Consider the following 21,215-nt stretch of genomic DNA (forward strand, 5'->3'; position numbering starts at 1 on the left):
ATTTTCTTTCAAGGCTGTGGATTTCTCATAATTTTTGGCTATAATGATTCTCGCGCACGCGGCCCGGCGCGTGTCCTTGGTCGTGCCGATGTGTGGCTGCGAACCTTCTGACTATACCTACAAGAGAAACAAAAAAGCTGATCAAACCGCAGCCTAACGCTATCGTTCGCTACGTGAGCCGACAAACTATCCGTTGCCGAACCGGCGGTTCGCATCAAAGCGTTAAAGTGGAGTTCAAGGGGTCCGCTTGCAACAGGTTCATTTTGATTTTCCCGCTCACCTAAGCACAAAAAGCACAGAAACACTTGAGCAGAACTCAATGAGTTGCCGAGGCAGAGGTTTCCGGTTTCTAACCGTTTCTTGCTTGTTACTTTCTGTCATAAAGGAAAAGTGGGAAGGACTGTGAGTTACCAATGGAAATTGACGCTTCGAGAGCTGCACACTTAATCAAATGCCTTCAAGAGCAAGGATTAAGTGAACATGACGTCACTGGCATCTTGACGCGCTGCGGAATTCCAAAAAAATCTGTCTGGCCCGTCCCTGAGAAAATCACTTACCTGGAAGAGGCCGAATTGGTTCGCGCGGCTTGCGATGCCGTTGGCGATGTGACTTTTGCTGCTGCGTCAGCACTCTCTTTCCGTGAAAGTACGACCATTACTGGATACATCGGCAAATACTCTCGAAATTTGGGCGATGCTATCGAGAATACAGCCCGTTTTCATGATCTTATCGATCCGGCCCTTGCCTTTAGATTAAGAGTATCAAGCAATGTAGCCTCGATCGAAGTTAGTTGGAAAGATGCCAGTTTCGGGAAGTTTCACCGTCACACCGAGTACTTGCTTTTCCTCGCTCTATCTCGGATGCGTCACTTGGCCAAGACAGGTTTCTATCCTTTGGAAATCCGCTTTGATCACCAAGCCGGGAAGTCTGCTAGTTCATTTTCCAAGATCGGAGGATTCCCAGTTGTTTTTGAGGCAGAAAAACCAGAAATTGTCTTGGGCCACACAACGCTCGAACTCCCAATTCCGTCCTTCGATCCGAAGCTGCGGGATCACCTAATTGCTTATGGAAATAGGCTTCTATCAGAAGTCGACAAACCCACACAAAACCTTCGCGCAATGATTGAAAGTCAAATTATCGCGGTGCTTCCTGGCAAAGTTCCTTCTGCACAGGAGGTTGCAGGAAATTTGGGGTTGAGTACTCGCACTTTTGGGAGACGACTGACAGAAAGTGGCCTCAGTTACAGAACAATTGTTGACGACTTGCGGTACGACCTAGCGAAAACTCTTATCAAAGACGGTATGAGCATGACTGAAGTAGCTTTTTCACTAGGTTACGCTGACCAAGCCGCGTTCTCGACAGCTTTCAAAAGGTGGTCTGGTTCACCACCCTCAGCATCTGTAAAGGGCCAGGACTCATAACCAAAAGATGACGGTAGCGGCGATGCAAATTGCCGACGAAGACAGTTCTCCGAATCGGCCGTAACGGGTCACGGTGCGCCGCCAATCTTTTGGTCGGCAAACAGGTTTTTACACGATGGCGTTTGCGATACCGCTCAGCATCGTGGTCGGCAAGATTTCCTTGTCCCCAACGCGCTGAATGCACGCAGTGATACCGCGTGCAAGAACAGGGATCATGTCTTCCGTTTCTGTATTACCTCTGAAGCCTGAAATTCAATACGAATGCTTAGAGCCGATAGCATTGACGTGTCTCAGACTGCAGGTCATCGATCCTGCAGGACAATATCCCATCGCGCTGGGTCGTTGGGGTCTTGTGCCTCGATGAATGCGTAGTGAGTTCTGTTCCAAGGAAGCACCCGGTTGGTCAGGTTGTCCAAAACGTAGTCTCCCTTCGATGTCCTAACGACTAACACCGCATGCCCTTCGTGGTGAAGGTCCAGCACTGTTACGAGAAGCAAGTGATCCGGAGAGATGCCCATTTTTTGAAGTTCAACCTTCTTGAGCATTGCGATGTCTTCGCAATCCCCGCCTAGGTGCGAGGGCAGCGCCCATTTTTCAAGAACGTGATACTGGCTCTCGTCGGAAACTTCTGGAGTTTTTTGGTTAACGCTTTGATTAACCTTTTTAATCTTCTTCCAGTCAGCATCGGTAATCTGATGAGGGTGCGGTGATTTTTGACAAATTGGCGGATAACTCTCACAGACACCTTCAAAACCCTTGGGCGCTGGCCATTCCCGGCCCAAGTGCATGATGGTGTCCGCATTAGATGCTGGTGCCAAGGTGCAAAGGACACCACAAAGAATAGCTAAAAAACCTAACCTCAAAATCATTTTGACAAATCATCCTCAGATTATCCAAACCAGATTATGTCCGGCCAAAGCGCAAAATCAAATAGCGCCGCCTCTCGCCACCCGTGCTTTGTGGGTTGCAAGGCTTTGTTCAAACGTTGTTATGTTCCCATAATTTGCTTCAAAGCGATTTTTGAAATCAATATATTCGGAGCAGCGTTGGCCATTTTCCCGACAGTCAATCATCAGCTCCTCTCCGACCTGATATTCCCGTGTCAAACGTTCGGTTCTGCTAGCACAAGCGGCAAGCAGAAACAGGGCAAATAAGGCCATCATCCTAAGCATTGAAGTCTCCGGTTCTGGTTTTAGCCTAGCGTTCCATGAATGTGTATCTCGTACAAGCCGAGCCTCAGTCCAGTGCTGCAGACTTTATCTGCGAAACTCGCCTTTTTGGGATGCGAGGCCAGAACCTAACAATACCCGGCTCGTGCAATTCTTGCCCTGGCTTCCGGGGTTTCCAAGCTACGATAGCGACCCCCTGAATAACGCCTACAGTCCAGCGCATGCCCAGCAGTAATTGAGGCCGCGCCGATGTCTTCGCCGTTGAGATAGCATACGCCCACCCAACGATCATACGTACGCTCTCCATTCAACTTGCAGGTGACGGTTTTGCCGCGGAGATGATCTGTCATCCACTGCTTTGCAGCCGCCCCGGCGCGAGTGCTTAATTCCGGCCCGTCTATGCCGTTCAGCCTTACTGGAACACCTCGAACTACGATGGTGTCTACGTCTCGGACCCTGGCTGCTCCTTCCACAGTGCGTCGGTCGGTTTGGTTTGAACCGAAGCTAGTCAGAAAGACCGCGACACCGATTAGAGCGGCCATCCAGACTATTGCTGACCGTCTCAGTGTCGGTGGACGCGGTAACTGGAGACGCGACCTTCGACGAAATGGAACGACGTTCCCTGTGTAACGGCGGGCCGAAATATAATGTCTTGTGGAGCCGATCAGCGAAATGACAAGAATGAAACCGATGACAGCCGCAAGTATGAGGGCGGGGTTCTCAAAATTGGTCAAAGCGGTTTCTCGGTTTCTTGACTGTGTGCTAGACGGCTCCAAAGGCGCATGCAAGCTAAACAAGAGTAAATACCTGAATGCAAAATTGGCACTAAACAACAACACTTTGGCTGAAAACAACAAGTCAGTGCTTTTATCAAATCATAAGTCCCCGGCAAGACTCACAGAAAAGTGAACCACTCAAGTATTGAGTTTACGAAGGGGAACGAAATGATCTTAAGAACAACTGTGGCAACGACTTTAGCCCTATCGGTAGCAGCGTGCGGAGGCGGTGGAGGCGGGTCTTCAGATTCTGCACCAGCACCAGGTACCCCATCCAATCCTTTGCCCTTTGACGGTTTCTCGAATCTGCAAAACGGGAAAACGACGCGTTTGACATCGGGCGGTGGTGTCCGAGTAATCCCGTTTTCCCAGAATGCGGATGGAACACTAAGATTCGAAGGGACGCAATTTGCTGTCACCTCGGCGGACTTGACACCACAAAGTAACGGCGACCGTACAATTGTCTTTAAGCAAGAGGGGCAGCCTGACATTTCTTTCGGGCCGAACGACGCTACTTTTTCCTTCTATAATGGCTCCCTATTGGTAACAAAGCCGGACGGAACCGGTTTAGCGGTAATTGCGGACCCGGACCAAATCAATCATGAGTACCAAACCTATGGTGCATGGTTGAACACACCAGATGGCCGATCAGGTTGGGCAAATGCCGGTTCGTTTGGTCAACGTACTGCGGCGTCAAATGTACCAACCGGTACGTCAGCGACCTATTCAGGAAACTCAGTTGGGATTTTCGCAACTGAAACTGGAGCCTCCGGGCTGACTGATAGCAAGGTAACCGTCTCTACAGACTTTAAATCAGCCACATTGTCTAGCAGTGACACCTTCATCACGGATACGGCAACTGGAGTCTCAAATTCTGCGACTGGCTTGGACTTCTCCACAACAATTAACGACGTAGAAGATGGATTTGGCGTAGGGACAATTTCGACACCTACCCAATCCGGAACTGCATCAGTTGCGTTCTATGGGCCGAATGCCGAGGAGGTTGGAGGCGAATGGGGAACCTCAGGTTCTCTTGATGGTGCCGAGTTTAAGTACGGTGCTGCTTTTGGTGCCAAACGCTAAAGGCAAAAACCAAAAAACTGTGAAAGGCGGGACGATGAAGTTGGCTCGACTGGTGGTGCTTTGTGCGTTGGCGATGTTTTCCCAAATTGGCGCAGTTTCTGCGTCAACAGCCAATATGCAGGCCACAGAGAGCCAGTTTCTTTCAGGATTGACCGCTGTGTCTAGTGGCGATTACAAAGGTGCGATCGCCATTTTTCAAAGCATTCTAGCAAGTGACCCAAGTCTTACGCGGGTTAGGCTGGAGTTAGCGCGGGCTTACTTTCTGGATGAGCAATGGAACCGATCCAGGTCAGAGTTTTTTAAGGTTCTCTCAGGGGATATTCCTGAGCCAGTAAGGCAAAAAGTGCTTGGCTTTATTCGAGCAATCGATGCGAGGCGAGGGTTCGAATGGGACTTTGAAATCGGCGTTAAGAGACTCGGTTCAACTCGCAATTATGACACCGACGAAATCGATCTTGATTTTTCTGGCATAACGTTGCCGGCGACTTTGGATCGCTCCGACGAAAGTCCTTATGGCATTGGATACTCTGGTTCGGCTCTATGGCGAACGAGTTTAGACAGCATCTCGAGCAAAGAACGACTTGTTGTAGCGTTCGGCGAAGTCTTTTCATTTGGCGATCTATCCGAAGAGAAAACATATCGCGATGTTACAATTGGCGTTCGTGGGGGCGCGAGGTTTGTTTTTCCCGAAAGTACTGCTGTCATAAGCCCAGTTTTGACAACGCGATACTTGGCTGATGAGAGTTTTGAAAACAGATTGGGAATGGAAGTCGCGTTCGAAAGACGAAACCTCAATGCTTATTCGATTTTTGGGTCAATCTCGGGTTACAGGGTGGACAATAAACTCGATGAAACTTTTAGCGGCAATTCGGCGATTGCTCGTTTGGGTATGCGTCGCTCGTTCGGCGGCAAAAGCACAATCGGGGTCGCCCTGTACGGCGAAACCAAATCCACTGAACGAGATATTGATACTTATACCATCGCTGGCTTGGAGGCATTTGGATCGTTTGATGTGGGGCGGGGATACGTAGTTGAGCCGAGGGTGTATTTGGCCAAGAAGGCCTTCCAAGACATTAACCCCTTGTTTGTTGGTAACCCCGACGAAGATCAATACGGTGCAATGTTAAGGGTCGAAAAACGAAACTACATTGTTGGGAATGGATTCGTTCCATTTGCAGAGCTGGAATACAATCGAGTGAACAGCGGAATTAACGCCTTTAGCTACAACGAAACACTGTTCAACGTTGGCTTCACAAATGCTTTCTGATGCTGCTTCAATCCCACTGTGCAGACTCGACGCCCGCTCCATAGTTGCCAGGTACGCCACCGCTGTCCAGTCAACTTACCTATCTTGCCCCATTTAGCCCGGGCAGTCCCATGGTCAGACTAAATCCCCGCGTTGCCTGTCATCCCAGAATTGGGCAGCGCGGGGAAGTTTGATCCAACCTGTGATCAGTCTCGTAACTAGTTTACCCCAAACTGCTACCCGCGTTGTTCAATTGGATTCCCTCCGAACAGCGCGGTTTTTTTGGGGGCTTAGTCAGAGGGGCAACGAGTGCCAGCCCCGCCTCTGAGCGGGATTTTTGTATTGGACCGGTGGCGGGAGTCTATCTTATTGTCACAAAAAGTTTTTGTAGTTTAGGTTTCAAAATGGACAACACAGTTCTTTACTTTTTAGTTGGCATCTTTGTCGTCGGACTTCTCACGATGGGCTACTACTCAAGGGGCAGTGGTGCGTTAATCTCAATTGTGATCGTAGTCGGCGTTATAGGTGCAATAATAGCTTATCTAAGCGGCTATTTCGGTGAACTTCCACACTAGGGATAACCACCCGGTTGATAGCCCGGATGATCTGACAGGTCGGCCATTATGCAGTTTGGCGAGGCGCGGTACAGTTGAAAGAACGAAACGAAAGGTAACCAAGCCATGAACGAACCTATAATCCAACTTGTCGTTTTACTCGTCTTAGCGGTGGTCGTGATCTGGCTTTACATCCTGCCAATCACGATGGCGGGACGCCGCAACCGATCCGGCCTGATCTGGTTTCTCATCGGTCTTGTCGGATCACCTTTATTGGCAATTCTTTTATTATTCGCTTTGGGTAACGCACCAGAACAACCGGCGGCCTGAACATGCCCAAAGTCATCAGTCACGACTTGGAGACAGGCTATGATGTCCGGTTTATCTGGCGGTTTGACGTGCCGTTGGTCCAGCAAACGTTGGGCCGGGGAAATGTCATGCGAGAACACAAAGTGACCAGGGCCTTGAAACTACCCGAGTCCGGTTCGACGCGGTCTGTCGGCGCTGCTGCTGGTTGGGGAACGGCAGGCGCAGTGATTGCCGGTCCGCTTGGCGCTTTGGTCGGTGCAGCCTACGGTGCGCGATCACGCGGCACGACGCTTTACGCGGTCGAGACAAGAGACGGACATAACGTCATTGTTGAAACGGCTAAGTCAAAAGAGATTGCCAAGCTGGATGGTCTGGCAGCCTAACTATGCCCGATCGGACCGCCCAATTCCGGCTCAATCGGCAAAGGGTGGTCTGGTGGCTCGACGCCATGCTTTTCCAACCATTCCAAAACCTCTCCCCATTGGGTTTGGATGCTGGGTGAGCTGCGGTACTCGTGCAACCCTTCCAGCTTGCATCGTAAGTCATACGGGATTGTTCGCGGCCATCTGTTCATACAGCATGTTCTATTTTTGTTCTTACGACTGTCAAGCCAATGAACTTTCTGGATTTGTTAAGGACTTTGAAACTTTTTGCTCCCGGCGATGCGGTACAAGAGCCGCAGACCATTAAACGAAAGGAGTAGAAATGGTTGATTACAAACAAATCCTTATTGAAATCGTATTACTTATTCTGATTGAGGTTTTGGATAAATCATAATGTTCAGAACCCCCTGTCTAAACCCGGCAGGCAGGGGGTTTCTTTATTCGTGTGACCGACACGCAAAAAAGCCCGGCCAATGGCACGGGGTTTGGTCTGCAAAGTGTCGATCTGGCGGCTAGGACGCTGCACTGCAGACAACTAGGCCAGAGACTCGCGGCGTCCGTAGTATGTCCCGCAACGGACCGTGCGGTCCGTCCGGCGTTGATAGTGTCGCTGGTACGGGTGTGAGGGTTAAGTTGCCCGCAAAGGTGTACAAAACCGAGACACGTCGAAGTCTATTGCCATGTAATATCAATAGCTTAATCAGGAATATGGCGCACCTGAGAGGATTCGAACCTCTGGCCTCTGCCTTCGGAGGGCAGCGCTCTATCCAGCTGAGCTACAGGTGCCTTGGCCGTTAGCTAACCTTGTTCCGATCCGGGTGCAACTGCAAATCCACCCGGAACAAACAGGTTTCAAGCAAAGAGATCATGCGCCAGTTCCAGCGCGTCGATCAGTGTGTCGACCTCATCCTTGGTGTTATAGAGCCCAAAGCTCGCCCGGCAGGTGGCAGTCACCCCGTAGAAATCCATCAACGGACCGGCGCAATGGTGGCCTGCGCGCACCGCAACGCCTTTCTTGTCCAGAATGGTCGATACATCATGCGCATGCCCTGCCCCGTCCAGCGTAAAGCTGAAAATGGCAGCCTTGTCAGCACAAATGCCCTGAACTTGTAACCAGTTGAGGCCCGTCAACCGCTCCATCGCATAGTCGCGCAGACCAGCTTCGTGGGCGGCAATGTTCTCCATCCCCAAGTCCATCATGTAGTCCAGCGCCACGCCCAACCCGATGGTTTGCACGATACCCGGCGTTCCGGCTTCGAACTTCATCGGCGGATCATTGTAGATCACCTGATCCTTGCTGACCTCTTTGATCATGTCACCGCCCCCGATGAAGGGGCGCATTTCAGCCATGCGGTCGGATTTGATGTAGATCGCACCGGACCCGGAGGGACCGTAGAGCTTGTGGCCCGTAATCGCATAAAAGTCGCAACCGATGTCCAGAACATTGACCGGCATATGTACCGAACCCTGGCTGCCATCAACCAGAACCGGAACACCTTTGGCATGGGCCCCTTCTGTAATCGCCTTTACGTCCACAACGGTGCCTAAAACGTTGGAACATTGAGTGACGGCAACCAGTTTGGTCTTGGGGCCAATGGCGTCAATGACTGCCTGTGGATCCAGCCCACCTTCGGCATCAACGTCAACCCATTTCAGGACAACACCCTGCCGTTCGCGCAGAAAATGCCAGGGGACGATGTTGGCGTGATGCTCCATAACGCTCAGCACGATCTCATCCCCTGCCTGCAGACGCGGCATGGCCCAGCCATAGGCGACGAGGTTGATCCCTTCGGTCGTACCAGAATTCAGAACAATCTCATCCTCATCTGAAGCTCCCAGAAACTTCGCAATCGTGCCGCGTACGGACTCGTATTTTTCGGTCGCCAAATTGGACAGATAGTGCAATCCACGGTGTACGTTTGAGTATTCTTCAGCGTAGGCGCGGGTCACCGCGTCGATCACCACCTGCGGCTTCTGGGCCGAAGCGCCATTATCCAGATAGGTCAGCGGTTTTCCGTTCACTTCACGCGAAAGGATCGGAAAGTCCGCGCGGATTTTCTGTACATCGTACATAGTATTCTTCCTAGACAGGCCCGCTGGGCGCCAGAGCAAGGACCAATGGCATCGCCACAAGAGCGGACAGCACAATGACCCCAAAGGATTTCAAGATCGAGCCGAATTTATGCGCCTCATTGATGAAATGCAGTGTGACGTAAAGGCTTACGATGACCGTTGCCAGAAGGAACAGCGCCATCAGGAACGGCACCACCAGTGACACCAACAAAGTAACGGTCAGGGCAGCCGTTTGCAGAAACTGCAGCCAGACAGACAGGATCATTATGTCTTCGAACTGCGCAACGCCGCCTAAAAACCGACCTATCAGAAAAAAAGCCACGATGCCCATCAGCATTGTCCCCGCAGACAGGAACAGATTCATGACTACCGGATCGGGCGGTGGAACCGGCACACCTTCGGGCACTGGGACCAGTTGATCAATCCCGACCTGAACAAGCCCGTTCAAAACCACGGCCAGAAAAAAAGCAAGCCAAAGGACTTCACGCCCCGGACGCAGGGCCAAAAGATGCCGTGCCGCCTGAGCCGGGTCTGTTAGCGTCATGATCGCAAGATCGGGTAAAGAAATTCCGTTCATTGCGTAATCCTCTGCGCTTGTCGCAACCCTGCCAGCCAGAACCACAGGAAGACCACGAACCAGATCAGCCCGACCGCAGTCAGTGTCGGCCCTGGCCCGATGAACCCTGCCACCAGACCGTTCAACAGCACCAGCGGGGTAGAGGACAACAGCGCCCAGAACAAAGCAACCCGCGCGCCGTAAGCTGTCCCCTTCCCTCCAACCAACCGCGCGGCGCCATGTGAGACGAACGCCAGCAGATAGAAGAACAGGGGCAGGATGATCACCGTGCCCAGCAACGCCCCGCCCATGAGCATATTCAGCTCCAGCCCTTCCAGATGGGCACGGCGAGACAGGCCGGGCAATTGCGCAACGAAAGCTACAATGCAAAACGCCATCACAAAGACCAGCGCGCGATCTTCGCGCTGGCCCAGATCGAGCAGCCGACGCACAACGCGCCCTGGCCCTCGATACGTGGCGGCGATATCCGACGTCACCGGCATCAGCTGTGCCGCGACAACCAGCCTTCAAGGCGATCAACAATGGCCTGTGACAGGGCGTCATCTTCGATCTCGTCCACAGCCTCGGCCAGAAACGCCAGCGTCAGCATGTTGGTCGCCTCTTTGGTCGGAACCCCGCGCGAGCGCAGATAGAACAGGGCCGTTTCATCAATCGCGCCCGAGGTCGAACCGTGCGAACACGCCACGTCATCAGCATAGATCTCAAGCTCGGGCTTGGCCAGGAACTGGCTGTCGTCGTCCAGCAACAGCGATTGGCTGATCTGATAGCCATCCGTCTTCTGCGCGCCCTCCTTGACAAGGATCTTGCCCTGAAACACGCCGGTGGCACCGTTGCGCAGCACCTTCTTGAACACCTGACGGCTTTCGCAATTCACGGCGTCATGCGTGATGAAGACGGTATCGTCGTGATGGAAATCGCCGTCACCAACGCAGGCACCGGCAACATGGGCCACCGCATCGTCTCCGGTCAGCTCGACCACTTGTTCGTTGCGCGTCAGCACGCCATTCACAGTCAGGGTGAAGGATTTGTAGACCGATTCCTGCCCCAGACGCGTGAACATGTGGGTCGCGGCACGACGTTCGTGATCGCGGCCTTGCGCCCGCACGTGATGCAACACCCCACCATCGGCAATGTCGATCTCCATGCATTTGTTGAAACGCGAGGCGGCAGGGCCATTTTCAAGGATCGTCACCTCGGCACCGCTTTCGACGCGGATGATATGGTGCAGCATCGCGTCAGAGGTTTCAGAGGCATGGCGATAAATAAAGCTGATCGGCTTGGACGGCTTGCCTGAGACATGAATCGCAATCCCATCCGCCGCAAAAGCCGTGTTCAGCGCCGCCAGAGGACGTTGCACAGGCGATTGACCCCGCGCTTCCAGCACGCCGTACAGCTCTTTCGCCCAGTGAATATCTTTAAAGCAAATGTCCTCGATCCGGTCGATGGTGACACCTTCCAGAGTCAGATCATCGGATTCCTCAGGGCTGAAAACGCCATCAACGAAAACGATCTTCAAACGGTCCAGATCGGCGAACAACATGGCCTCGTCCGGATCGAACAGTGCGGCCCGAGGGGCCTCGGGCGCGACCAGCGTATCCGGGCGGGTGTATTTCCAATACTCATCCCGGCGACCGGGCAGACCCATTTCCAGCACACGGGCCAGCGCGTCTTCGCGCGCGGCACGGGTGCAACCGGCGTCGGGCATGACCAGATTGGCCAACCGCGCCTCGGTAGCGGTTTGTTTCACTTCGGGCAGAGCCATCAGTTCACCTCGGCCAGAATGTCGGCGTAACCGTTGTTTTCAACTTCCAGTGCCAGATCGGGGCCACCGGTTTTGACGATCTTGCCGTCCGCCATGATGTGCACAACGTCCGGTTTGATGTGATCCAACAAACGCTGATAGTGCGTGATCACCAGGAACCCACGTCCTTCGTCGCGCAGCGCGTTCACACCCTCTGCCACCAGCTTCATCGCGTCCACATCCAGACCCGAGTCGGTTTCGTCCAAGATGCACATCTTGGGCTCGAGCATCGCCATTTGCAGGATCTCGTTGCGCTTTTTCTCACCGCCCGAGAAGCCAACATTGACAGGGCGTTTCAGCATGTCTGCGTCGATTTTCAGCGACTTGGCCTTGGCGCGGACCTCTTTCAGGAAGTCAGCCGCTGACAGCTCATCCTCACCGCGCGCCTTGCGCTGGGCATTCACGGCGGTACGCAGGAAGGTCATGTTGCCCACGCCCGGAATTTCGACCGGGTATTGGAACGCCAGAAAGACACCAGCGGCGGCGCGCTCTTCTGGTTCCATCTCCAGCAGATCTTCACCGTCCAGAGTCGCCGACCCATCGGTTACTTCATACCCGTCGCGCCCCGAAAGCACATAGCTCAGCGTCGACTTACCCGAGCCATTCGGCCCCATGATCGCGTGCACCTTACCGGCCTCGACCGTCAGATCGACACCTTTAAGGATTTGCTTTTCTTCTTCCTCAAGTTTCACGTGCAGGTTCTTGATTTCAAGCATGATGGAGTTCCGTTTCCTGACTGTTCGTTGAAAAGCTCTCCAACAGGTTCGACTGACTGCGTTCGATACCATCCTGGTATGTCAGCGTTGCCGGAGGCTCTTGTTTCGCTTTTTGCGCAATGTCGTCCACCCCAAGAGGCATGGGCAAAGCACGTTCTATTCCGGTTGCATAATCGTAGAATTTCAAACCGGGCTTCGTATGTATTTCTTTGTGGGCAAACCAATGGTTGGCCACGCCGTAGCTGTCGGCCACGATCAGCCCGTGTAGGCTGGACGAAAACACCACGCAGCACGCCGCGATCTCATCGCACACGACCTTGGCCGGGCGCCGCGTGTCGATAAGGCGAAAACGCGGGTCTGAGCCGACCAGATTTTGAATTGCAGGATCGTCAACCTCAGTGTGATGCGGAACGATGCCGATGATATCCTGCTGTGGTTCGCTCCGGGCATGCACCTTGGCCGCGAGTATACCGGGATCACCGTAGGTTACGCCCCGCAGGTTCAGCAGGGACGCCGTGATCGGCCCGCGCACGGTTTTCGGCGGCTGCAACGTCTCGACAAAATCGGCCGCAAGCGGTTCAAGACATCCACTTCCCCAGATCATCGGCTTATGTGACGATCCACGCCCCAGCGCCCCTTTGCGGGCCAATGACATGATGGACCCGATCGCAAACAAATCCGCCCGCACAGGTTTGGTCCAGACCACATCGCGACCGGCCATGAAAGACACGACATCGCGTGACAGGTCATCGCCAAAATTGGGACGACTGGCCCACCAATACAGCTTGACCGGCTGCTTGTCGGGATGCGCTACAGACTGTTCCATCGCCTATCTCCGCCCCGCGCCAGCGCCGCGCAAAACCCCAGCGGTCCGCCGGGCGCAATACCCGGCAGGCGCAGTGGTTTTCAGCACATATTTCGAGTGCGCAGCCAATGTGAGACGTCCTTTTTGAAACAGGCAGGTGGTTAACCCACCGACCCCTCCAACGAGATGGCGACCAGTTGCTGCGCTTCCATGGCAAACTCCATCGGCAGCGCCTGCAACACGTCCTTGCAGAACCCGTTGACGACAAGCGCCACGGCCTCTTCCTCGTCCATGCCGCGCTGTCGGCAGTAAAACAGCTGATCGTCGTCCACTTTGGATGTGGTCGCCTCATGCTCAACGCGCGATGAGTTATTCTTGACCTCAATGTAAGGCACTGTGTGCGCCCCGCATTTGTCGCCGATCAGCAAGCTGTCACACTGGGTATAGTTGCGGCTGTTCTTAGCCTTGGGATGCATCGAGACCAGACCACGATAGGTGTTCTGCGCCTTACCCGCGCTGATGCCCTTGGACACGATGCGTGACTTGGTGTTTTTGCCCAGATGGACCATCTTGGTGCCGGTGTCAGCCTGCTGATAGTTGTTGGCGATGGCAATCGAATAGAACTCGCCTTGGCTTTCCTCGCCCCGCAGGATGCAGGACGGGTATTTCCATGTTACAGCGGAACCGGTCTCGACCTGCGTCCACATCACCTTAGACCGGTCGCCCCGGCAATCGGCGCGTTTGGTCACAAAGTTATAGATGCCGCCCTTGCCATTCTCATCACCGGGGAACCAGTTCTGGACGGTCGAGTATTTCACCTCGGCATCTTCTTCGATGATGATCTCGACCACAGCCGCGTGCAGCTGTGCGGTATCGCGTTGGGGTGCGGTGCAGCCTTCCAGATAGGACACATACGAGCCCTTATCGGCAATGATCAGCGTGCGTTCAAATTGACCTGTGTTCTCCGCGTTGATACGGAAATACGTGCTCAGCTCCATCGGGCAGCGCACGCCCGGCGGGATGTAGACGAACGAGCCATCCGAGAACACGGCCGAATTCAGCGTGGCGTAAAAGTTGTCCGAGACCGGAACCACCGAACCCAGATACTTCTTGACCAGTTCGGGATGTTCTTTGATCGCCTCAGAGATCGAACAGAAGATCACACCCGCTTTCTTAAGCTCTTCCTGAAACGTGGTTCCAACAGAAACCGAGTCGAACACCGCATCCACGGCAACCTTGCGACCCTCAGCCGGGGCATCCTCGGCACCTTCAACGCCCGCCAGAATCATCTGTTCTTTCAGCGGGATACCGAGCTTTTCGTAAGTCGCCAGCAGCTTGGGGTCAACCTCATCCAAGGACTTGGGCTTTTCCTCCATCGACTTGGGACGGGCATAGTAATACTGGTCCTGAAAGTCGATCTTGGGATAGCTGACCATCGCCCAGTTCGGTTCATCCATCTGAGTCCAGCGCTCGAACGCGGCCAAACGCCATTCGGTCATCCACTCGGGCTCTTCGTTCTTTTCCGAGATCAGGCGGACGATATCAGGGTTCACGCCCTTGGGCGCGTATTCCATCTCGATATCGGTTTCCCAGCCGTATTTATAGGTTCCGACCTCGCGTACCGCATCCACGGTTTCCTGATCGACACCCTCTTTTACCTGGGTCTGGTCCAAAGCGGCCATAAGACACCCTCCGTCTGATCACGCGGCCCGCGCGCGATGCTTTTTCTCTTTTTCCAGCCACGTTTCCGCGAAACGCAGTACATCTTCTTCCGTTGTCGTAGGCCCCAGCGAGACGCGAATTGCGCTGGCAGCTGATACCTCGTCAAATCCCATCGCGGTCAGTACCGCACTTGCACGTACCTTGCCGCTGGAGCAGGCCGAACCTGCGCTAATCGCAAATCCAGCCAGATCCATCTGCATGACCTGCGTCTCACCCTTCCAACCGGGGGTGGCGAAGCACAGGGTGTTCGGCAGGCGTTCCTGATCTTTCCCGACAAAAATAGTAGATTTAGAACCGGCCTCAAGGGCCTTTTCTAGAATATTTCTAAATTCTTTGACCCGCTCCCAAACTCCATCGGCCAGATCAAGCGCCGCAGCTTCAGCAGCAGCCCCGAACCCCGCGATTCCAATGACATTTTCGGTACCCGAGCGCCGTCCCATCTCTTGCCCGCCGCCCTTGATCCGGGCGGGCAGATCGGTGCCGCGCTTCATCACAACCGCGCCAACGCCTTTTGGACCGCCAAGCTTATGGGCCGAGATCAACGCCATCTGCGCATCCAGCCAGTTGAACGCCACCGGCAATTTCCCGAACGCCTGAGTCGCGTCCGTCACCGCAAGACCTGCTGGCAACGCCTGAACGATCCCTGTCTCGGAATTGGCAAGTTGCAGCGTGGATTGCGCCGGATCGGCCACTGTAACGGCCCCCTCTGGTGAAACTGGCAAGTCTTCCATAGCCCACGCGCGAACCGCATCATGTTCAATGGCAGCCCCGTGCAGACCTCGACCTTCCAAAGCCAGCGCTGCCCCTTCGGTCGATCCTGATGTGAATACGATATCCGCACCATCCGCCCCGAATGCAGTCGCAATTTGTGCCCGCGCACGCTCAATCACTGCCTTGGCCGCGCGACCTTCGGCATGAACCGAGGACGGGTTGCCGCACATCTCCATCGCGGCAATCATCGCCTCGCGCGCCTCGGGGCGCAGTGGGGTTGTTGCGTTATGGTCCAGGTAAACACGTGTCACGGATTCACCTTTTCGCCGACCAGAACATTTTGTTTGTTCCCTGTCATCTTATTCGTCCACAACGGCAAACAGGCTGGGCACCGCCGGACAAGGCGCAAGATCGTTCTGAATCACATCCGATAGGCGCGTCTGATGCAGGAAAACGTAGACATGGGCGCTCAGCCCTTCCCACAGTCGATTGGTTAGAGATTGCGCCCGGCTGCCAGACAGCGCCCCGGTCGCACCCGCGCCTTTTTGCAACGCGTCGACGGTTTCATCGACTGCGGCCAGAATCTCAACCACGCGGATCTCGGATGCGGGGCGGGCTAGACGATAGCCGCCACCTGGTCCACGCACCGACGATACCAAGTCGGCCCGGCGCAGTTTGACGAAGAGCTGCTCAAGATACGGCAGTGAGATATCCTGACGCGCCGAAATTTCGCCAAGCGTCACCAGCCCGTCCGAGGGCTGAAGGGCGATATCGGCCAGCGCCACCATCGCATAACGACCCTTGGTCGACAGCTTCATTTGCATTCCCTCATGGCAGTTTACGCGCGAAATCATTGACGTCGCCGCTGCCAGTGCGTATCTCCGACAGGCGGCGCTTCGGCGCCTAGTATCACAATTAGAACCGTTCTAAGGTGCCCGACGATAACCGTCAAGTATTTCTGGGCACCCAGAAGAAAAAGACAGGACCGACGCACACATGCCCGAGGTGATTTTTCCCGGACCAGAAGGCCGCTTGGAAGGCCGCTACCACCCGCAAAAGGAAAAAGACGCACCGATCGCCATCGTGCTGCACCCGCATCCTCAATTCGGCGGGACCATGAACAACAAGGTGGTCTATAACCTACACTACGCGTTCTATAACATGGGGTTCACCGTTCTGCGGTTCAACTTCCGTGGCGTGGGCCGCAGCCAGGGCGAATACGATCAGGGCGTGGGCGAGCTAAGCGACGCGGCCTCGGCGCTGGACTATTTGCAGTCGATGAACAACAACTCGAAACATTGCTGGGTCGCAGGGTTTTCCTTTGGCGCGTGGATCGGGATGCAGTTGCTGATGCGCCGCCCCGAGATCACCGGCTTTATCAGCGTCTCGCCGCCTGCCAATATGTACGACTTTTCGTTCCTGGCCCCTTGCCCGTCCTCGGGGCTGATCATCAACGGATCGGCAGACCGCGTGGCCCCTCCGGCGGATACCACATCGCTGGTCAATAAGCTGCACGAGCAAAAGGGCATCACCATCACTCATAACGAGGTGGAAGGCGCCGATCACTTCTTCCAAGACCGCCATATGGACACGCTGATCACCGATGTCAGCGACTATGTGAAACGCCGCCTGACCGAGAATACGCGCTGATGTCCGACACGATCACTTCACTGGCGTCCAAGCTGGCCGAAGACACAATGAAAGTGATGGACGAAACTGGCGACGACCGGTTCTTTGTCGAAGTTGGCGAGATGCTGGGCGCCTCGTCCCAGACATTGGAAGAGGCGTTTCTGACGGAAATTCGCGTTCGGTTGGCCGAACGCAAAGCGCGCAAATTTGTGGTGCAAAGACTGGCGGAACATCGCAGTCAGGTGAAAGCAATCGAAAAGCAATGACAGAACGGCTGTCCGCTCAGATCTCGTTTCTGAAACAGGCGGACAAGCTGAAATCCGTCAACCGCGCCAACACGCTGCTGGACCAGTCCAGGGCCGAAAACGCCGCCGAACACAGCTGGCATCTGGCCTTGTGGGCGCTGGTCATGTCCCCACTGGCCGAGGCAGAGGTGCAGATCGACCGCGTGATCCAGATGTTGTTGCTGCATGATCTGGTCGAGATCGTGGTCGGCGATCATCCCATCCACCTGCAAACAGACTGGGACGCGGTGGAGAAAGCCGAACACGCAGCGGCGCTTGAGCTTTTTGGCCTGTTGCCGTCGGATCAGGCGCAAGCATTTCTGTCCCTCTGGCAAGAGTTCGAAGCAGACGCGACGCCTGACGCGCAATTCGCCAAGCGATTGGACCGATGCCAGCCTTTGTTCCAGGTCCTGTGCGCGCCCAACCCCAACCCCGACCACATCGAGATTGCCAGAGATAACCTGAACGCAGGGCGCGCAGCCTACCTTGAGTCGGCGCTGCCAGCAGCATTCGCCCACGCCCATGCGTTCTTGCGCAATGAAGCCCCAGTCGAAACCGCGTTTTCAACCCGCCTCCCCTTTCTGGTGGAAGCCGATCGGTTGAAAGCGGTTCTGCGGGCCTCGCGATTATTGTCGAACGACCGCTTTGAAAACTCGGCTGAACATTCCTGGCATATCATGCTGTTTGCGTGGGTTTTGGCGGAATATGGCGGTTCTGAGGTTTCGATCTCACGCGTGCTTCGGATGTTGTTGCTGCATGACATTGTGGAAATTGACGCGGGCGACCACCCTATCCACGGCCAAGTAGACAAAGCCGCTCAGGAAGCTGAAGAGCGTGCCGCCGCAGACCGCCTGTTTGGGCTTCTGCCCACCGACCAGCGCGACGCGTTCCACGCAATCTGGCTCGAGTTCGAAACGGCCGAAACCCCCGACGCCCAATTCGCCAAGGCCATTGACAGGTTCCAAACCCCAATCGGCAACCTCGTCACCGGTGGCGGATCATGGGTGGAGTATAATGTGAGCCTTGCACAGATCGACAGCCGCGTCGGCGTTCCAATCAACCGAGGCGCACCGCAGCTTTGGTCATGGCTGCGGCCGCAGCTTGAGGCTTATTTCGCCAGCCGCGAACCCGCGTGATCTCTGGGTCCGATTTGCAATCAGACCTGAGCGCTCACTTCGGCCACCGTGTCCTGATCTGCTTTGTCACGGGTTGACCCCGCGCTGACCAACCAGCCGAAAAGAACAATCAGGATGGAAAGAGCGACTACGGATTTCGCAAAACTCGTCATTTCAAAGAACCTAAACGCGAAACAAACTATCGCCCTGATACCAGCTTTCCTTTTCAAAAACAGTCCGGCAATCCTGACCAATTGAAGTAAATCCACGCGATCTTCACACGCGTTACCACGCGCAAGAAAGGCCTTGCTTGCGCCGATAGTTTCGTGATCAATCCAAGCCGCCACTCTCAGCTCGAGACCCCGATGCCCAAAGCCTATTTCATCCTGTTGTTCGCCGTGATCGCCGAGACCATCGGCACCACCGCTTTGCAAGCCAGCCAGCAGTTCACACGGTTCTGGCCCTCGGTTCTCGTGGTGGTCGGATACGGCATTGCGTTTTATCTGATGGCGCTGACTCTTCGCTACATGCCCGTCGGGATCGTCTATGCAATCTGGTCCGGTATGGGCATTGCTCTGATCGCGATCATCGGCTTCGTAGTATTTGGCCAGCGCCTGGATTGGCCCGCCGTGCTTGGACTGGGCATGATCCTAACCGGAATCCTCGTCATTCACCTGTTTTCCAAGACTGCAGGGCACTGACCGCCGGTTAGGGCTGGCCTATTTGCTCAAACCGCGCTATGCGCGCGGCAACTTCCCGTTTTAAGGCTGACCTCATGGACCTGCGCAATATCGCAATCATCGCTCACGTGGACCACGGCAAGACAACCCTGGTAGATGAGCTGCTCAAACAATCCGGCGCGTTCCGGGAAAATCAGGCCGTGGCGGAACGCGCCATGGACAGCAACGATCTGGAACGCGAGCGCGGTATCACCATCCTTGCCAAAGCGACTTCGGTTGAGTGGAAAGGCACCCGCATCAACATCGTCGACACCCCTGGCCACGCCGACTTCGGCGGCGAGGTAGAGCGCATCCTCTCGATGGTCGACGGCGTAGTACTGCTGGTCGATGCCGCTGAAGGTCCGATGCCCCAAACCAAATTCGTGACCTCCAAAGCGCTGGCACTGGGCCTGCGTCCGATCGTTGTGCTGAATAAGGTCGACAAGCCCGACGCTGAACCCGACCGCGCGTTGGATGAATGTTTCGACCTGTTCGCCAATCTGGGCGCCGATGATGATCAACTGGACTTCCCGGCCATGTACGCCTCGGGCCGCTCGGGCTGGGCGGATATGGAGCTGGATGGCCCCCGCAAGGACCTGACCGCTCTGTTTGATCTGATCGTGGATCACGTGCCTGCGCCGAAACAGGCCGACAAAAAAAACGAACCCTTCCGCATGCTGGCCACCACGCTGGGCAGCGATCCGTTCATCGGCCGCATTCTGACCGGCCGTGTGGAAAGCGGGACTCTGAAAGCGGGTGACAGCCTCAAGGCCCTGTCGCGCGACGGTACGTTGATCGAGAACTTCCGCGCCTCGAAAATCCTGGCCTTCCGTGGCTTGGCGCAACAGCCCATCGACGTGGCCGAAGCCGGTGACATCGTCACCATCGCAGGGATGAGCAAGGCAACCGTGGCAGATTCGCTGGTTTCCCCGCAGGTGGACGAGGCCCTGCCCGCTCAGCCCATCGACCCGCCGACCATCACAGTGACCTTTGGCATCAACGACTCGCCTCTGGCCGGTCGTGACGGCAAAAAGGTCCAGTCCCGCGTGATCCGTGACCGCCTGATGAAAGAGGCCGAATCGAATGTCGCCATCCGCATCAGCGACACCCCCGGTGGCGAGGCGTTCGAGGTCGCAGGCCGTGGCGAATTGCAGATGGGCGTTCTGATCGAAAACATGCGCCGCGAAGGGTTTGAACTCAGTATCTCACGCCCGCAGGTCCTGTTCCGCGAAGAAGACGGCCAGCGGCTGGAGCCCATCGAAGAAGTCACCATCGACGTGGATGACGAATTCTCGGGCGCTGTGATCGAAAAAATCACAGGTGCGCGCAAGGGTGAACTGGTCGAGATGCGCCCTGCAGGTGCCGGCAAGACCCGCATCATCGCGCATGTCCCCTCGCGCGGACTGATCGGCTATCACGGTGAATTCCTGACCGACACCCGCGGAACCGGTGTTCTGAACCGCGTGTTCCACGGCTGGGCCGCGCATAAGGGTCCGATCCCCGGACGTCGCGCGGGCGTTTTAATCTCGATGGAGAAAGGTCAGGCGGTCGCCTACGCCCTGTGGAACCTTGAAGAGCGTGGCCGCATGTTCGTGGCGCCACAAACGGATGTCTATCAGGGTATGGTGATCGGCGAGCATTCGCGCGACAACGATCTGGAAGTGAACCCGCTGAAGGGCAAAAAGCTGACCAACGTTCGTGCCAGCGGCTCGGACGATGCGGTGCGCCTGACGCCTCATGTCCAGTTCTCGTTGGAGGAAGCCATCGCTTATATCGACGATGACGAATTGGTCGAGGTCACGCCCAACGCGGTCCGCTTGCGCAAACGATTCCTGGACCCGCACGAGCGCAAACGCATGGCAAAGTCCGCCTAGCTAAGAGACTGTAAAACAGTTCACAGTGTGGAAACAATTCCACAATCGTGACATATTTGCGCCCACCACGGAAAAACACACAACATATAGGCCCGCCTGACTGGCGGGCTTTATTGTTGTTTTTACTCTATTTTCCATTTTTGCCTCGAAATTGAGGGCTTTTCTTTTTCCCGCACTTCTTGAAAATGTGACGAGGGATGGCTGTAATTGTGTTTAAAGTATGGCACGAGTGTTCGTGCAAATACGGC

23 protein-coding genes, 1 tRNA gene and 1 pseudogene are annotated in these 21,215 nt (G+C 55.1%); 10 read left to right on the forward strand and 15 right to left on the reverse strand.

What is annotated here, in order from left to right; genetic code table 11:
* Nucleotides 1-413 precede the first annotated feature (413 nt).
* On the forward strand, nucleotides 414-1,421 hold the full coding sequence (locus ACR3E7_RS05350) for a helix-turn-helix domain-containing protein (RefSeq protein WP_480504301.1): 1,008 nt from the start codon (nucleotides 414-416) through the stop codon (nucleotides 1,419-1,421).
* Here ACR3E7_RS05350 and ACR3E7_RS05355 read toward each other — a convergent pair.
* The 4 genes and pseudogenes from ACR3E7_RS05355 to ACR3E7_RS05370 all read right to left on the reverse strand — a co-directional run.
* Nucleotides 1,416-1,554, reverse strand: a pseudogene (locus ACR3E7_RS05355) (IS5/IS1182 family transposase); the annotation flags it as partial. The gene ACR3E7_RS05350 and the pseudogene ACR3E7_RS05355 sit on opposite strands and share 6 nt — an antisense overlap.
* Before the next feature lie 169 nt (nucleotides 1,555-1,723).
* Complete coding sequence (locus ACR3E7_RS05360) at nucleotides 1,724-2,290, reverse strand: transglutaminase-like cysteine peptidase (protein WP_170526607.1); 567 nt, start codon at nucleotides 2,288-2,290, stop codon at nucleotides 1,724-1,726.
* Nucleotides 2,291-2,347: 57 nt separating this feature from the next.
* A complete protein-coding gene (locus ACR3E7_RS05365; RefSeq protein WP_480504300.1) occupies nucleotides 2,348-2,593 on the reverse strand; it encodes a hypothetical protein in 246 nt (81 codons plus the stop codon).
* Nucleotides 2,594-2,718: 125 nt separating this feature from the next.
* Nucleotides 2,719-3,132, reverse strand: coding sequence for a thermonuclease family protein (locus ACR3E7_RS05370; RefSeq protein ID WP_480504299.1), 414 nt, complete (start codon nucleotides 3,130-3,132; stop codon nucleotides 2,719-2,721).
* A 402-nt stretch (nucleotides 3,133-3,534) separates the two neighbouring features.
* On the opposite strand from ACR3E7_RS05370, the gene ACR3E7_RS05375 reads away from it, so the two are divergent.
* The 4 genes from ACR3E7_RS05375 to ACR3E7_RS05390 all read left to right on the forward strand — a co-directional run bounded on the left by ACR3E7_RS05375 (nucleotide 3,535) and on the right by ACR3E7_RS05390 (nucleotide 6,941).
* Nucleotides 3,535-4,449, forward strand: coding sequence for a transferrin-binding protein-like solute binding protein (locus ACR3E7_RS05375; RefSeq protein WP_480504298.1), 915 nt, complete (start codon nucleotides 3,535-3,537; stop codon nucleotides 4,447-4,449).
* Nucleotides 4,403-5,716, forward strand: a complete 1,314-nt coding sequence (locus tag ACR3E7_RS05380) for a tetratricopeptide repeat protein (RefSeq protein WP_480504297.1) — start codon at nucleotides 4,403-4,405, stop codon at nucleotides 5,714-5,716. The genes ACR3E7_RS05375 and ACR3E7_RS05380 overlap by 47 nt, the downstream gene beginning before the upstream one ends.
* Before the next feature lie 659 nt (nucleotides 5,717-6,375).
* On the forward strand, nucleotides 6,376-6,579 hold the full coding sequence (locus ACR3E7_RS05385) for a hypothetical protein (protein WP_480504296.1): 204 nt from the start codon (nucleotides 6,376-6,378) through the stop codon (nucleotides 6,577-6,579).
* Nucleotides 6,580-6,581: 2 nt separating this feature from the next.
* Entirely contained in the window at nucleotides 6,582-6,941 is a 360-nt protein-coding gene (locus ACR3E7_RS05390; RefSeq protein ID WP_480504295.1) for a hypothetical protein, read from the forward strand.
* A 709-nt stretch (nucleotides 6,942-7,650) separates the two neighbouring features.
* On the opposite strand, the gene ACR3E7_RS05395 is transcribed toward ACR3E7_RS05390, so the two are convergent.
* The 10 genes from ACR3E7_RS05395 to iscR form a co-directional block, all read right to left on the reverse strand.
* Nucleotides 7,651-7,727, reverse strand: a tRNA-Arg gene (locus ACR3E7_RS05395).
* Nucleotides 7,728-7,793: 66 nt separating this feature from the next.
* Nucleotides 7,794-9,014: a cysteine desulfurase gene (locus ACR3E7_RS05400; protein WP_480504294.1), complete on the reverse strand. Its 1,221-nt coding sequence runs from the start codon at nucleotides 9,012-9,014 to the stop codon at nucleotides 7,794-7,796.
* A 10-nt stretch (nucleotides 9,015-9,024) separates the two neighbouring features.
* Nucleotides 9,025-9,591, reverse strand: a complete 567-nt coding sequence (locus ACR3E7_RS05405; RefSeq protein WP_170769782.1) for a YIP1 family protein — start codon at nucleotides 9,589-9,591, stop codon at nucleotides 9,025-9,027.
* Nucleotides 9,588-10,073 (reverse strand): YIP1 family protein, encoded by a 486-nt coding sequence (locus ACR3E7_RS05410; RefSeq protein ID WP_170769783.1) that lies wholly within the window; start codon nucleotides 10,071-10,073, stop codon nucleotides 9,588-9,590. The genes ACR3E7_RS05405 and ACR3E7_RS05410 overlap by 4 nt, the downstream gene beginning before the upstream one ends.
* Nucleotides 10,073-11,353: a SufB/SufD family protein gene (locus ACR3E7_RS05415; RefSeq protein ID WP_480504293.1), complete on the reverse strand. Its 1,281-nt coding sequence runs from the start codon at nucleotides 11,351-11,353 to the stop codon at nucleotides 10,073-10,075. Before ACR3E7_RS05415 ends, ACR3E7_RS05410 begins: the two co-directional genes overlap by 1 nt.
* Complete coding sequence (gene sufC / locus ACR3E7_RS05420) at nucleotides 11,353-12,108, reverse strand: Fe-S cluster assembly ATPase SufC (protein WP_170553354.1); 756 nt, start codon at nucleotides 12,106-12,108, stop codon at nucleotides 11,353-11,355. The genes ACR3E7_RS05415 and sufC overlap by 1 nt, the downstream gene beginning before the upstream one ends.
* Nucleotides 12,101-12,934 carry a glycosyltransferase family protein gene (locus ACR3E7_RS05425; protein ID WP_480504292.1) on the reverse strand — a complete coding sequence of 278 codons (834 nt, stop codon included), beginning with the start codon at nucleotides 12,932-12,934 and terminating at the stop codon, nucleotides 12,101-12,103. The genes sufC and ACR3E7_RS05425 overlap by 8 nt, the downstream gene beginning before the upstream one ends.
* Nucleotides 12,935-13,074: 140 nt before the next feature.
* Nucleotides 13,075-14,595 carry a Fe-S cluster assembly protein SufB gene (gene sufB, locus ACR3E7_RS05430; RefSeq protein ID WP_170782412.1) on the reverse strand — a complete coding sequence of 507 codons (1,521 nt, stop codon included), beginning with the start codon at nucleotides 14,593-14,595 and terminating at the stop codon, nucleotides 13,075-13,077.
* A gap of 18 nt (nucleotides 14,596-14,613) precedes the next feature.
* Entirely contained in the window at nucleotides 14,614-15,657 is a 1,044-nt protein-coding gene (locus ACR3E7_RS05435) for a cysteine desulfurase family protein (protein WP_170790881.1), read from the reverse strand.
* Between the two features lie 48 nt (nucleotides 15,658-15,705).
* Nucleotides 15,706-16,164: a Fe-S cluster assembly transcriptional regulator IscR gene (gene iscR, locus ACR3E7_RS05440; RefSeq protein ID WP_170769789.1), complete on the reverse strand. Its 459-nt coding sequence runs from the start codon at nucleotides 16,162-16,164 to the stop codon at nucleotides 15,706-15,708.
* 178 nt (nucleotides 16,165-16,342) lie between these two features.
* Here iscR and ACR3E7_RS05445 point away from each other — a divergent pair, with 178 nt between their 5' ends.
* The 3 genes from ACR3E7_RS05445 to ACR3E7_RS05455 are packed head-to-tail and all read left to right on the forward strand — an operon-like array spanning nucleotide 16,343 to nucleotide 18,395.
* Nucleotides 16,343-16,996 (forward strand): alpha/beta hydrolase, encoded by a 654-nt coding sequence (locus tag ACR3E7_RS05445; RefSeq protein WP_170324952.1) that lies wholly within the window; start codon nucleotides 16,343-16,345, stop codon nucleotides 16,994-16,996.
* The gene (locus ACR3E7_RS05450) at nucleotides 16,996-17,241 is read left to right on the forward strand and encodes a hypothetical protein (protein WP_170769790.1); all 246 of its coding nucleotides are present in this window, start codon (nucleotides 16,996-16,998) and stop codon (nucleotides 17,239-17,241) included. Before ACR3E7_RS05445 ends, ACR3E7_RS05450 begins: the two co-directional genes overlap by 1 nt.
* Nucleotides 17,238-18,395 (forward strand): HD domain-containing protein, encoded by a 1,158-nt coding sequence (locus ACR3E7_RS05455; protein WP_480504291.1) that lies wholly within the window; start codon nucleotides 17,238-17,240, stop codon nucleotides 18,393-18,395. Before ACR3E7_RS05450 ends, ACR3E7_RS05455 begins: the two co-directional genes overlap by 4 nt.
* Nucleotides 18,396-18,415: 20 nt before the next feature.
* On the opposite strand, the gene ACR3E7_RS05460 is transcribed toward ACR3E7_RS05455, so the two are convergent.
* Nucleotides 18,416-18,721, reverse strand: coding sequence for a hypothetical protein (locus ACR3E7_RS05460; protein WP_480504290.1), 306 nt, complete (start codon nucleotides 18,719-18,721; stop codon nucleotides 18,416-18,418).
* An 18-nt stretch (nucleotides 18,722-18,739) separates the two neighbouring features.
* Between ACR3E7_RS05460 and ACR3E7_RS05465 the strand changes: the two genes are divergently transcribed.
* Both ACR3E7_RS05465 and typA read left to right on the forward strand, forming a co-directional pair.
* Entirely contained in the window at nucleotides 18,740-19,075 is a 336-nt protein-coding gene (locus tag ACR3E7_RS05465) for a DMT family transporter (protein ID WP_480504289.1), read from the forward strand.
* A 74-nt stretch (nucleotides 19,076-19,149) separates the two neighbouring features.
* Nucleotides 19,150-20,967 carry a translational GTPase TypA gene (gene typA, locus ACR3E7_RS05470; protein ID WP_170769792.1) on the forward strand — a complete coding sequence of 606 codons (1,818 nt, stop codon included), beginning with the start codon at nucleotides 19,150-19,152 and terminating at the stop codon, nucleotides 20,965-20,967.
* Nucleotides 20,968-21,215 lie beyond the last annotated feature (248 nt).

It is taken from the genome of Ruegeria sp. BK1 (assembly GCF_056535645.1).